A 12222-nucleotide genomic window follows, 5' to 3' on the forward strand; every position below is an offset into this window, starting at 1 on the left:
GCGGTGAAGTTCGATTGCGTGGGTGCTTCATGCGCCGCTCTGCGTCGATCGGCTCGCGCGCGATCGCATCGTCGATATCGACCATCCCGACTTCGCACGTGCGGAGTTCATCGCGCGGTCAGCAACGCGAATAACCGCACCGCCGTCGACTGCGGCCGGTAATCGAGCGTTCTGCCGATTACATCGGCAGGCGCTCGGAGCTGCGCATCGCGCGGCCTCCATCTCGTCTCGTCGTACGAAGCGCATCGCCGCACTGCGACCGGCCGGCACGTTCACACGATCGTTGTTCTGGCAACGTTCGGCCGCATGCCCGTCTCGCTCCCTGTCGCTCCAAACACGCTCGCCGCACGTCGATGTGCGGCCAATGCGGCTCGCACGGCACGACGAACGCCTTTCGTCGGCAGCGTCTGCCGCGTTATAGTCGCGTGCATGACATTTTCGTGACAGCGCTGCCGTCGCCGTCGCGGATCGATGCCGCCGCGCATCGAACGACGAAGCCCACCCGCCCACTCGAGGAGCACACGACGTGAACGACAACCCCGATCGTCCCGACGACCTTCCCGCCGATCCCGACCGCCGCCGCATGCTCGGCGGCCTCGCCGCGCTCGGCGCCGGCGTCGCGCTGGCCGGCTGCGAAACGACCGCGCCGCGCTCGGCCGCCGACCGGCGCATCGACGAAGCGCTGCGCGCGCAAGTGCGCCACATCGTCGTGATCTATGCGGAGAACCGCAGCTTCGCGAACCTGTACGGCGATTTCCCGGGCGTGCGTTACCCGCTGAGTGAAGTGCGACCCGAACACGCGCTGCAGCTCGACCGCGACGGCAAGACGCCGCTGCCCGTGCTGCCGAAGATCTGGGGCGGTCTCGTGCCGCAGGCGCAGGAAGTGAACGGCAAGCGCTACATGATCGGCGAGCGCGACATCGACAAGCTGCCGAACGCGCCGTTCCGCATCGCCGACGCGCAAGGGGAGCCGCTGCCGAACGGCGTGATCACGCGCGACCTGTGGCATCGCTTCTACCAGAACCAGATGCAGATCGCCGCGGGCCGCAACAACCAGTTCGTCGCGTGGGCCGATTCGGGCGGCCTCGTGATGGGTCATTACCGCAACTCGGCCGACACGCTGCGGCTGTGGAATCTCGCGCGGCAATACACGCTGTGCGACAACTTCTTCATGGCCGCGTTCGGCGGTTCGTGGCTCAACCACATGTTCCTCATTTCCGCGCAGCCGCCCCTGTATCCGGATGCGCACAAGCATCCGCACGCGGACAAGCTGCTGTCGAAACTCGAAGGCGACGATCCGGCCGGCACGCGTCTGAAACTCGCGGCCGACTCGCCGGCGTCCGCACTCGACGGTCCGCCGAAGTTCGCGGGCGACGGCCCGCTGACGCCGGACGGCTACGGTGTGAACACGATGGCGCCGCCGTACCAGCCGAGCTATGTGCCGCCGCCCGATCCGGGCAATGCCGCGTATGCGGATCCGGCCGATCATCGCGTGATGCCGCCGCAGGGACATGCGACGATCGGCGATCGGCTGTCCGACAAGAACGTCGACTGGGCGTGGTACAGCGGCGCGTGGCAGTACGCGCTCGAGCATCGCGACACGGGCACCGTGCCGGACTTCCAGTACCACCATCAGCCGTTCAACTACTTCCGCAACTACGCGCCGGGCACCGACGCGCGCCGCCGGCATCTGCGCGACGCGGGCCTCGGCGACGATCCGTCGACGAACCGCTTCATCGCCGACATCGATGGCGGACGCCTGCCGGCGGTCACGTTCTACAAGCCGCAGGGCAACCTGAACATGCACGCGGGCTACGCGGACATCGAGTCCGGGGACCGCCACATCGCGACAGTCATCGACCACATTCGCCGCGGCCCGCAATGGGCGAACACCGTGATCGTGATGACGCACGACGAGAACGGCGGCTGGTGGGATCACGTCGCGCCGCCGGTCGGCGACCGCTGGGGGCCGGGATCGCGCATTCCGGCGCTCGTGATCTCGCCGTTCGCGAAGAAGGGCTACGTCGACCACACGCTGTACGACACCAACTCGATCCTGCGCTTCATCAGCCGCGTGCACGGGCTCGCGCCGCTCGACGGCGTCGTGCATCGCGATCGCGCGTTCGCGTCGCGCGGAGAAACGCCGCCCGGCGATCTGACGAACGCGCTCGAGCTCGGCTGACGCAAGCCGGGCGGCTGCGCACGCTGCGGCCACGTGCGGGTGCGCGGATGCAACAACGTCCCGCCGCCGGCTTTCGATGCCGGCTGCGGGACGTCAATAAGCACGCGCCGCTGCGGGTGGTCAGCGACCGATCCGCTGTTCGATCCGCTTCATCGTGTCGATCAGTTCGGCGGGCAGCCGCAGCTTCAGCGTGTCGAACAGTTGCGCATGCAACTTCAGTTCGTCACGCCACTCGGCAGCATCCATCGACGTGACCGCATCGAACTGCTCGCGCGTGAAGTCGAGTCCGTCCCAATGCAGGTCGTCATACGAAGGCGACACGCCGAACGCATGCTCGCTGCCGCCGCCGGTGCCTTCGAGGCGATCCAGCATCCACTTGAGTACGCGCATGTTCTCGCCGAAGCCCGGCCATACGAACTTGCCGTCCGCGTCCTTGCGGAACCAGTTCACGCAATAGATCTTCGGCAACGTCGCGCCCGCCTGCTCGAGCTGCTTGCCGAGCTTCAGCCAGTGCGCAAAGTAGTCGCTCATGTTGTAGCCGCAGAACGGCAGCATCGCGAACGGATCGCGGCGCACGACGCCCTGCTGGCCGGCCGCCGCGGCCGTGGTTTCCGAGCCCATCGTCGCGGCCATGTACACGCCTTCGACCCAGTCGCGCGCCTCCGTCACGAGCGGCACGGTCGTCGAGCGGCGGCCGCCGAAGATGAACGCGTCGATCGGCACGCCGGCCGGATTCTCCCAGTCCGCGTCGATCGACGGACATTGCGCGGCCGGCGCGGTGAAACGCGAGTTCGGATGCGCGGCCTTGCGGCCGGTCTCCTTGCCGAGCGCCGGCGTCCACGGGTTGCCCTGCCAGTCGGTGAGCTTCGCGGGCGGCGTGTCGGTCAGCCCTTCCCACCACACGTCGCCGTCTTCGGTCAACGCGACGTTCGTGAAGATCACGTTCTCCTTCAGCGTCGCGAGTGCGTTCGGGTTCGTCTTCTCGCCGGTACCCGGTGCGACGCCGAAATAGCCGGCTTCGGGGTTGATCGCGTACAACCGGCCGTCGCGGCCCGGTTTCAGCCACGCGATGTCGTCGCCGATCGTCGTGACCTTCCAGCCGTCGAAGCCCTGCGGCGGAATCAGCATCGCGAAGTTCGTCTTGCCGCACGCGGACGGAAACGCAGCCGCGACGTGATACTTCTTGCCGGCCGGCGACCTCACGCCGAGGATCAGCATATGCTCGGCGAGCCAGCCCTGATCGCGGCCCATCGTGGACGCGATGCGCAGCGCAAAGCACTTCTTGCCGAGCAGCGCGTTGCCGCCGTAGCCGGAACCGAAGCTCCAGATCTCGCGCGTCTCGGGGAAATGCACGATGTACTTGACCGGATTGCACGGCCACGGCACGTCCTGCTGGCCCGGCTCGAGCGGATGTCCGACGCTGTGCACGCACGGCACGAATTCGCCGTCCTCGCCGAGCACGTCGTATACGTCGCGGCCCATGCGCGTCATGATCCGCATGTTCACCGCGACGTACGGACTGTCGGACAGCTCGACGCCGATATGCGCGATCGGCGAGCCGAGCGGGCCCATCGAAAACGGCACGACGTACAGCGTGCGGCCGTGCATCGAACCGCGGAACAATCCGTTGAGCGTCTCGCGCATTTCATCGGGCGCGATCCAGTTGTTGGTCGGGCCGACATCGTCGCGCGACGCCGCGCAGATGAACGTGCGGTCCTCGACGCGCGCGACGTCCGACGGATCCGATTGCGCGAGATACGAGTTCGGGCGTTTCGCCGGATTGAGACGCTTCAGCGTGCCCTGATCGACCATCGCCTGGCACAGCGCGTCGTATTCCTGCTGCGAGCCGTCGCACCACACGACGCGGTCGGGCTCGGTGAGCGCCGCGATACGCGACACCCAGTCGATCAGCTTGCGATGCTTGACGAAGGCCGGTGGAGCGATCAGCGGGCTGCGCGTCGCTTCGGCCAGATTGTTTTGCAACATGGCAATGTCTCCGGATTATTGGCGGGGATGGGGAATGCGGGGTGAACCCGCGAGATCGGAAATGCGAGCGGTGTGCAGGTCGCGGCGGCGCGCAGCGCGGAACACGCGAGCGGAGCGCGTATCGATGCCGCGATGCGGGCGAGAGGAAGTGAAGTCTCGTTAGAGGGTGCGAACGCGAGTTTCGCCATGCATGCAACCTGCCGTACAACACATGCAGGCCAGCATACCATCGCCGTTATTGGACGGGCGTTGCGTTGCAACAAGAAACAAATGTGACGACGCGGCGGCATGTGCGTTGCCGGTCGGTCCTTTTTACTGCATCGACGTGTCGGCTTCGGGGACGAAACCGCTGCGCGCTCCGTGCTGCAAGGGTTTCAGCCAACCGGCAAATTCGGCGTATCGGCATCGAGCGCGACGACGCGAACGCATGCGGCGCGAATTCACGTTTTCGCTACTCAGGCAAACCCTGAATTAGGTTGCGTACACAAACATATCGTGCGGCGGTCGGCGCGACGCGTTCGCGTCGCGCCGCGATGCTCGGCGATGAACGGCATACGCACGCGTTTCGACATGGCCGATGCGACGCACGTATGCACGGTTGCGCCGCTACACATCGCTTTACCGCGTACATGACAAAACGTCTATAATTGGACGATTCATCGAATCGCTCGCGGAAGCGCTGGATCGCGCCGCCGCGATTTCATCGGCCTTCGAATCCACGATGATCACCACCCGGAAAAAGGCGCAATCGGAACAGGCGTCGCTGATCGAACAGGTACGGCGCATCGCCGAAGGGCTCGGCGAGATGTTCGCGCCGTTCACCGAAGTCGTCGTTCACGACCTACGCACGCCGAAGCACGCGATCCTCGCGATTCACAACAATCTGTCGGGCCGAGCGGTCGGCGACCGTGCGACCGAACTCGGGCTCGCGCGCATCGCGGACGACGACTTTCCGCAAGTCATCGCGAACTACCCGAACCGCTTTGCCGACGGCCGCACCGCGAAGAGCACGTCGATCGGCATCAAGGATTCGACGGGCCGCTACGTGGCCGCGTTGTGCCTGAATGCCGACGTCACGCTGTTCCGCGGCTTCCAGGGCATGCTGAATCAGTTCTGCAGCACGGACGGCGAACCGGTTGCCGATACGCTTGATCCGGCCGGCGCCGATGCGATCCGGCAGCGCATCGACGCATTCGCGACGCGCCTCGCGACCACGCCGCGCGAACTCAAAACCGAACAGCGCCGCGAGCTGATGCAGATGCTGAAGGCAGACGGCTTTCTCGACGTGCGCCGCGCGATGGAAATCGTGTCGCAGCATCTCGGCGTATCGCGCGCGACCGTGTACAACGATGCGAAGTGATGCGCGCGCGTTGCGCCGGCGTACGGCCCTGTCCGCGCTTTCCCGTTGACTGACCTTTGGACCGACACCACCGATGACTTCTCCGACTCTTCCCACGTACGACGACGTTGCGGCCGCCGCGACGCGACTCGAAGGCCACGCGCACCGCACGCCGGTGATGACGTCGCGAACGATCGACGAAGCGCTCGGCGCGCAGCTGTTCTTCAAGTGCGAGAACCTGCAGCGCATGGGTGCGTTCAAGTTCCGCGGCGCGTTCAACGCGCTGTCGCGCTTCGATGCGACGCAACGCAGGAACGGCGTCGTCGCGTTTTCGTCCGGCAACCATGCGCAGGCGATCGCGCTGTCGGCACGCATGCTCGGCATTCCGGCGACGATCGTGATGCCGCACGACGCGCCGGCCGCAAAGGTCGCCGCGACGCGCGGCTACGGCGGCACCGTCGTGACGTACGACCGCTACACGGAGGACCGCGAGCAGATCGGGCGCGACCTCGCGGAAAAACACGGGCTCACGCTGATTCCGCCGTACGATCACGCGGACGTGATCGCCGGCCAGGGCACGGCCGCCAAGGAGCTGTTCGACGAAGTCGGTCCGCTCGATGCGGTATTCACGCCGCTCGGCGGCGGCGGGCTGCTGTCCGGCACCGCGCTCGCGACGCGCGCGCTGTCGCCGCACGCGAAGCTGTACGGCGTCGAGCCGGAAGCCGGCAACGACGGTCAGCAATCGTTCCGCTCGGGTTCGATCGTCCATATCGACACACCGCGCACGATCGCCGACGGCGCGCAGACGCAGCATCTCGGCAATCTGACGTTCCCGATCCTGCGCCGCGATGTCGACGACATCCTGACCGCGACCGACGCGGAGCTGGTCGACTGCATGCGCTATTTCGCGACCCGTATGAAGATCGTCGTCGAGCCGACCGGCTGCCTCGCATTCGCGGCCGCGCGTCGAATGAAGGACGAACTGAAAGGCAAGCGCGTCGGCATCGTGATCAGCGGCGGCAACGTCGATCTGCAGAAGTTCTGCGAGCTGGTTTCGGAACGAGGCTGAGCGTTGCGGCAACGCGGTGCAGCGATGACGCGCGGTGCGTTTTCGTCGTGCGCACGTCGCTGCATCGCACTGCATCAAGTTTCGCGGCCTAGACTCATTGCACGGCCCTGCACATTGCATCGCCCCGCAGCGAGTCAAGGAGACGCCATGAACACGCACACGATCGTCGCCGCCGCACTGACGGCCGCTTCCTTTCCGGCGTTCGCTCAACCGGGTATGACGCCGTCCGGTTTCGTCGCAGCGACGTTGCGCGACACCGCCGCGCCGCCGATTCTCGACGCGCCGCCCGCATTGCGCGCGACCGACTTCGTGCTCGCGAAGATCGATCAGAACAATACGCCGCCCGATCGCGGCGGCGACCCGAGCGGTCGCACGCACGACGGCACGCGGCCGTAGCGGCGCGGCGCGCAGCGCATGCGCAACGCGCCGAACGGATGCATGCGATATGAACGCCGCGCTGCCGTACGCGGCCTCACGCCCAAACGAGGTCGCGCACGCCGGCGACGAGCTGCACCGCGCCGAACGCCGCGATGACGATCGCCGACACGCGCGACAAGCCGTTCATCAACGCGTTCGACATCTTCGTGCGCAACGCGGCGGTCGCGCCGCTCAGGCACAGCCACCAGATCGCGGAGCCGATGAATACGCCGGCGACCATCAGCGCCACGGTCGCGCCCATCGCACCGCCGCGGCCGCCTGCCCCTGCGGCGACGGACGCCGGGCCGAGCGCCGCGAAGATCCCGACGAACGACAGGATCGTCATCGGATTCGACAGCGTGAGGCCGAACGTCGTCACGAAATCGCGTCCGACCGTCGTGCGCGGCGTTTCGCGCTGCGACGTCGACACGGCCGGCGGCTGACGCGCGATGCACCATGCGAGCCATGCGAGAAATGCGCCGCCGGCGATCTTCATGCCGATCGCGAGCATCGGAAACGCGGCAACGACGCCCGCGACGCCGAGCGCGCCGAGCAATCCATACAGCGCGTCCGCGCACGCGGCGCCGAGCCCTGTCGCGAAGCCGGCCCGAAATCCGCGACTCAGGCTGCGCTGAATGCACAGCATGCCGATCGGCCCGACCGGCACCGCGATCGACAACCCCATCACGACGGACTTGATGAACAGCATGCGCGCGCTCCCCGAATCGGCTCGTCTGTACCCGCATCGTAGGGAAAGTCCGGTCGTCACTGAATACGACTTTTAAGGAAAAATCGGTCGTCTACCTTAAAAACTTCCCCGCGATGGACGAACCCGACTGGAAGATACTCGCGCTGCTGCAGGCGAACGGCCGCATCAGCTATACGGAGCTTGCGCGGCAGGTCCATCTGTCGGTGCCGGCCGTCACGGAGCGCGTGAAGCGTCTCGAGGCCGCCGGCGTGATCGAGGGCTACACGGCGCGCGTCAATCCCGCCGCGGCTGGCTATCCGGTCACCGCGCTGATCGGCATCACCGTGCCGCAACCGGCGAAAGCGAAGTTTCTCGCGTTGCTCGACACGATTCCGGAAGTCGTCGAATGCCATCACGTGACGGGTGCGGACTCGTACGTGATGCGGTTCGTCGCGGTCGGCATGGCTCATCTCGAACAGCTGATCGGGCGCATCAATCTGTATGGCGAAACGCGTACGTCGATCGTGATGTCGACGCCGCTCGCACCACGCGGGCTCGCGCGGCCGCCGTCGAAGACGGAAGGCCCGCGCGGCTGATTCGCGACGGCACGACGCGAGCGCCGCGCGAAAGTCGCGTTACACGAGCAACGTCGCAGCGGCCCACGCGATCAGCACGAGGCCGAGCGCGCGACCGACGCGGTCGCCGCCGGGCAGCACCTTCTCGACGAGCACGAACAGCGACAGCGCGGCGATCCATGCGACGTTCATCACGCCGCCGACGAACAGCAGCGTCATCAGCAGCCAGCAGCAGCCGACGCAGTAGACGCCGTGATGTGCGCCGAGCACGAAGCTGCCGCCGATGCCGGGGCGCCAATGCGCGGTGAGGAATCTAACCGGCGACCGGCATTGCCGCAGGCACGCGCGCTTGAGCGGCGAGAACTGGTAGAGCCCTGCGAGCGCGAGCACGATGGCGGACAGCATCGCGCTCTTCGACCACAACATCATTCCGGAGATGAGCCCCGCAGGCTGCAGGATCGCCTGAAGCGCGGCGGCGCCGATCGCAAACGCGAGCCACGCGCTCAGATAGCCGCCGAGCAGAAACGCCGACATCAGCGCGGGATGGGCGCGTTCGTTGCCGCGATGCCGCAGCACGCGGCGGTACAGCAGCACGAGCGGTGCGGCGCTCGGCGTCATCATCGCGATCATCATCACCCACCACATCAGGATCACGGTGAGCCGCGACGGATTCATGCTGCCGATACCGCCGGCCAGGCGATGCGGAAAGAGCGTGACGGCCGTCATCTCCGGCGCCGACATGCCGGTCCCGGCGCCCGTCCACAGATAGAACCAGCACAGGCCGACGAGCGCGGCGATTCCGGCCAGCGTGACGGCGCGCTCGCACGCGAGCCAATCGTCGAACGCGATCATGCCGCGGCGCGATGCCGGATCAACCCGTGGTTGTTCAGATGCAGCCGCGCGAACTGCGCATAGGTGCCGTCGAGATTCAACGCGATGTTGCCTTGCGAGCGGCCCGTGCCCGAGCCGATTTCGGCAAGCTCGTACTCGAAGCCGTGCGGCAGGTCGATCCGCACGCGATGCTCGGCGCCGCTCACCGGATTGCGGATCGGTTCGCCTGTGACGTCGAACACGCCTTCGACATGAATCCGGCCGCGCCGCGCGTCGACATCGACGTCGAAATCGATCTTCGTGAAGATTGGCTCGAACGCGTGCTCGAGCGTCGACGCGAACACCGCGAACATCGTCGCGAACGGATCGGTGTCCTGCCCCGTCATGATCTTCAGCACCGCTTCGCGCTGCGCGGGGCCGGCGCGCTCGTCGACGATCGGCTGGCATCTGCCTTTGCCTTCGTGAATCGGCCCCGGCCACTGAAACACGACCGCGATCTTGATGCCGTCGAGCGCCACGTCGCCGTAGTGACCGCTGTCGATCGAAATCGCACCCATCGCCTCGCAACCGCCGTGCGTCGGCGGCGCATTGAACTGGCAAGGACAACCGTATGAGCAATTGCAGCTGATCAATTCGGTGCCCCGAAGCTCCCATGGAGTCATGGCCCACCTCGCGCGCTGTGACACCTGTCACGCTTGCAATCTAGTGCAGCGCACGGGGGAAATCAAAGCGGGAATCGACGCGCGGAGGGATGCGTTCCGGCATCACGTATGACGTTTCACTGCACGCGCGGCCGATACGAACGCGACACGATGCGAACGAAAATCAGGCCGCTAACCAGCCTTCCTGCGCGCGTGCACGACACCGAGCCAGCCCATCACCGCGCCGGCAAGCCACGCGCAGGTGAGCATCAGATCGACGTCCATCATCGCGTCGAAATTCGCGCCGTTCTCGAACTGGCAATGCTGACGGCCGAGAAACTGGATGCAGCCGCTGCCGGCCCACCGCAGATGCATGAACACGTGATAAACGGCGAAGGCCGACGCAATGATCGTGACGCGCAAGCGCAGGGGAGTTTTCATTCGGAGGCCGAAGTCGGTGAGCGGATCCGACGCCGATCTTAAGGCAACGATCGCGCATCGGGCAATCGATCGTATCGTGCGCGCCCGCGCGACGGCACGGAACCGGCACGTCGCCCCATCCGCACAAACCCGAATCGCACCCGCCGATGCAGCGCACGAACGTGCGTGCCGCAACGCGCGCAGTCGCTCACGGGCACGCGAGTTGCACGTCGGCCGCGCGCCGGCTGCTGACACCACGCCGTCAGCAGCCGATGCGTAAACTCCGTCGATCGACATCCGGAGAGTGCCGTTCATGACCGATTACGGACACGTCGCCGATCACGCGGCGCACGCCGTCAAGCGACGCGGCGTGACGCTGCTGACGCTGTGCATTGCCGTGCTCGTCGCGCAGGTCGATACCGCCGTCGTCAATCTCGCGACGCGCGCGATCGGCCAGTATTTCCATGCGGGCGTCGGCGCATTGCCGTGGGTCGTCGACAGCTACAACCTCGCTTATGCGGTGCTGCTGCTGACCGGCGGCCTGCTCGCCGATCTGCACGGCCGCCGCCGCATCTTCATGGCCGGCACCGCGCTGTTCACGGCCGCATCGCTGCTGTGCGCGCTCGCACCGTCGGTCGCGGTGCTGATCGCGGCGCGCGCGCTGGCCGGCGTCGGCGCCGCACTGCTGCTGCCCGCGTCGCTCGCGATCGTGCGCGTCGTGTGGCGCGACCCCGTCGAGCGCGGCCGGGCGCTCGGCATCTGGGCCGCATGCAACGGCGTCGCGATGGCGATCGGGCCGACACTCGGCGGCGTGCTGATCCGCCATTTCGGCTGGCGCAGCATCTTCTTCGTCGTCGTGCCGCTGAGCGTCGCCGCGATGCTGCTCGCGATTCCGTCGGTGCCCGAATCGTCCGATCCGCGCGGCCGGCATATCGACGCAGGTGCGCAGCTCACGGGTGCGCTTGCGCTCGGTACGCTCGCGTATGCGGCGATCGTGTTCCGCGACGCGCCGATCGCGTGCGCGATCGCTGCGTGTATCGCAGTCGCGTCGTTCGTCGGATTCGTCGCGATCGAGCGACGCCACGGGCCAGCCGCGCTCGTGCCGCTCGACATCTTTCGCGTGCGCGCGTTTCGCGGCGCAATCGCGGCGACCACCGGCATGACGTTCGGGATGTATGGCGTGCTGTTCCTGCTGCCGCTGACGTGGCAAAGCATCGGCCGTCTCGACGCGATCGGCGCGGGCATCGCGCTGCTGCCGATGGCGCTCGTGTTCGTCGTCGTGTCGCCGTGGTCGGGACGGCTGTCCGAGCACGTCGGCACGCGCGCGACGACGGCCGGCGGCGTCGCGCTCATTGCGATCGGGCTTTGCGCGATCGCCGTGTCGGCCGCTTCGCCGGCCCTGCTCGGCGCGGAGATCGGCCTCGCGCTGACGGGGCTCGGGATGGGGATCGCAACGGGGCCGCTGATGACCGTCGCGGTCGGCGCGGTCGATGCGGCGCGCTCCGGCACGGCGAGCGCGCTCGTCAACGTCGCGCGGATGACGGGCGCAACGCTCGGAATCGCGGTGCTCGGCACGCTGTTCGCGGCTGCGCACGGCGGCGCGGCCGGCCTTCGCATCGCGATGTTCGGCGGTGCGGCCGTGCAGCTCGCGGGCGCGGCGATAGCCGCGGTGAACGTCCGCGCTGCGCATACGTGATGCCGGTCCGCGCAAATGCACGCGCCGTGCACGTAATCGGCACGGCGCACTGCGCGGGTTCGCAGACGGTCAGCGGCGCGTCTGGCCGTTTCGGCCCGGACGTGCCGGCGACCGCTCGTCCTTGTGGCGGAAGTTGATGCGTCCCTTCGTGAGGTCGTACACCGACAACTCGAGCGTCACACGATCGCCGGCGAGAATGCGGATATGGTTCTTGCGCATCCGGCCCGACGCATAGGCGCCCACCACCACGCCGTTTTCGAGCGTGACGCGGTACTTGCTGTCCGGCAGCACTTCGTCGACGATCCCGTCGAGTTCAAGCAGTTCTTCTTTTGCCAAACCAATTCCTCCAGACAAGTTGATTGACCGCGATCGCGGCGC

The 12222-nt window shown here is 66.9% G+C and carries 12 protein-coding genes; 6 read left to right on the plus strand and 6 right to left on the minus strand.

Annotated elements, in window-relative coordinates; translation table 11 throughout:
- Positions 1-526: 526 nt before the first annotated feature.
- Entirely contained in the window at positions 527-2182 is a 1656-nt protein-coding gene (locus tag BUB20358_RS10405) for an acid phosphatase (RefSeq protein ID WP_006765987.1), read from the plus strand.
- 120 nt (positions 2183-2302) lie between these two features.
- Here the strand turns inward: BUB20358_RS10405 and BUB20358_RS10410 are convergent, their stop codons facing one another.
- Positions 2303-4168 carry a phosphoenolpyruvate carboxykinase (GTP) gene (locus BUB20358_RS10410; RefSeq protein WP_006765988.1) on the minus strand — a complete coding sequence of 622 codons (1866 nt, stop codon included), beginning with the start codon at positions 4166-4168 and terminating at the stop codon, positions 2303-2305.
- Between the two features lie 721 nt (positions 4169-4889).
- Here BUB20358_RS10410 and BUB20358_RS10415 point away from each other — a divergent pair.
- From BUB20358_RS10415 to BUB20358_RS10425, 3 genes are all read left to right on the plus strand, one after another.
- Entirely contained in the window at positions 4890-5528 is a 639-nt protein-coding gene (locus BUB20358_RS10415) for a helix-turn-helix transcriptional regulator (protein WP_006765989.1), read from the plus strand.
- Between the two features lie 73 nt (positions 5529-5601).
- Positions 5602-6576 (plus strand): threo-3-hydroxy-L-aspartate ammonia-lyase, encoded by a 975-nt coding sequence (locus tag BUB20358_RS10420; RefSeq protein WP_006765990.1) that lies wholly within the window; start codon positions 5602-5604, stop codon positions 6574-6576.
- A 147-nt stretch (positions 6577-6723) separates the two neighbouring features.
- Positions 6724-6972, plus strand: coding sequence for a hypothetical protein (locus BUB20358_RS10425; RefSeq protein WP_035974181.1), 249 nt, complete (start codon positions 6724-6726; stop codon positions 6970-6972).
- 76 nt (positions 6973-7048) lie between these two features.
- Here BUB20358_RS10425 and BUB20358_RS10430 read toward each other — a convergent pair whose 3' ends face one another.
- Positions 7049-7702, minus strand: coding sequence for a LysE family translocator (locus BUB20358_RS10430; protein WP_006765992.1), 654 nt, complete (start codon positions 7700-7702; stop codon positions 7049-7051).
- A 113-nt stretch (positions 7703-7815) separates the two neighbouring features.
- On the opposite strand from BUB20358_RS10430, the gene BUB20358_RS10435 reads away from it, so the two are divergent.
- Positions 7816-8277 carry an Lrp/AsnC family transcriptional regulator gene (locus BUB20358_RS10435; RefSeq protein WP_006765993.1) on the plus strand — a complete coding sequence of 154 codons (462 nt, stop codon included), beginning with the start codon at positions 7816-7818 and terminating at the stop codon, positions 8275-8277.
- 39 nt (positions 8278-8316) lie between these two features.
- On the opposite strand, the gene BUB20358_RS10440 is transcribed toward BUB20358_RS10435, so the two are convergent.
- From BUB20358_RS10440 to BUB20358_RS10450, 3 genes are all read right to left on the minus strand, one after another.
- A complete protein-coding gene (locus BUB20358_RS10440; RefSeq protein WP_006765994.1) occupies positions 8317-9108 on the minus strand; it encodes a DUF2182 domain-containing protein in 792 nt (263 codons plus the stop codon).
- Positions 9105-9749 (minus strand): DUF1326 domain-containing protein, encoded by a 645-nt coding sequence (locus tag BUB20358_RS10445; RefSeq protein ID WP_035974183.1) that lies wholly within the window; start codon positions 9747-9749, stop codon positions 9105-9107. The genes BUB20358_RS10440 and BUB20358_RS10445 overlap by 4 nt, the downstream gene beginning before the upstream one ends.
- 171 nt (positions 9750-9920) lie before the next feature.
- Complete coding sequence (locus BUB20358_RS10450) at positions 9921-10169, minus strand: hypothetical protein (RefSeq protein WP_006765996.1); 249 nt, start codon at positions 10167-10169, stop codon at positions 9921-9923.
- Positions 10170-10461: 292 nt separating this feature from the next.
- Between BUB20358_RS10450 and BUB20358_RS10455 the strand changes: the two genes are divergently transcribed.
- On the plus strand, positions 10462-11844 hold the full coding sequence (locus BUB20358_RS10455; RefSeq protein WP_035974185.1) for an MFS transporter: 1383 nt from the start codon (positions 10462-10464) through the stop codon (positions 11842-11844).
- Between the two features lie 69 nt (positions 11845-11913).
- On the opposite strand, the gene infA is transcribed toward BUB20358_RS10455, so the two are convergent.
- Positions 11914-12180: a translation initiation factor IF-1 gene (gene infA / locus BUB20358_RS10460; protein ID WP_035974189.1), complete on the minus strand. Its 267-nt coding sequence runs from the start codon at positions 12178-12180 to the stop codon at positions 11914-11916.
- Between the last annotated feature and the right edge of the window lie 42 nt (positions 12181-12222).

This window comes from Burkholderia dolosa, assembly GCF_902499135.1.
GTDB classification, from domain to species: Bacteria; Pseudomonadota; Gammaproteobacteria; order Burkholderiales; family Burkholderiaceae; genus Burkholderia; species Burkholderia dolosa.

Bases quoted from the DNA above. Each gene is read 5' to 3' on its own strand.
- BUB20358_RS10440 (WP_006765994.1), bottom strand. From the start codon at position 9,108: ATGATCGCGTTCGACGATTGGCTCGCGTGCGAGCGCGCCGTCACGCTG.
- BUB20358_RS10450 (WP_006765996.1), bottom strand. From the start codon at position 10,169: ATGAAAACTCCCCTGCGCTTGCGCGTCACGATCATTGCGTCGGCCTTC.
- BUB20358_RS10445 (WP_035974183.1), bottom strand. From the start codon at position 9,749: ATGACTCCATGGGAGCTTCGGGGCACCGAATTGATCAGCTGCAATTGC.
- BUB20358_RS10435 (WP_006765993.1), top strand. From the start codon at position 7,816: ATGGACGAACCCGACTGGAAGATACTCGCGCTGCTGCAGGCGAACGGC.
- BUB20358_RS10410 (WP_006765988.1), bottom strand. From the start codon at position 4,168: ATGTTGCAAAACAATCTGGCCGAAGCGACGCGCAGCCCGCTGATCGCT.
- BUB20358_RS10420 (WP_006765990.1), top strand. From the start codon at position 5,602: ATGACTTCTCCGACTCTTCCCACGTACGACGACGTTGCGGCCGCCGCG.
- BUB20358_RS10415 (WP_006765989.1), top strand. From the start codon at position 4,890: ATGATCACCACCCGGAAAAAGGCGCAATCGGAACAGGCGTCGCTGATC.
- BUB20358_RS10425 (WP_035974181.1), top strand. From the start codon at position 6,724: ATGAACACGCACACGATCGTCGCCGCCGCACTGACGGCCGCTTCCTTT.
- BUB20358_RS10430 (WP_006765992.1), bottom strand. From the start codon at position 7,702: ATGCTGTTCATCAAGTCCGTCGTGATGGGGTTGTCGATCGCGGTGCCG.
- BUB20358_RS10455 (WP_035974185.1), top strand. From the start codon at position 10,462: ATGACCGATTACGGACACGTCGCCGATCACGCGGCGCACGCCGTCAAG.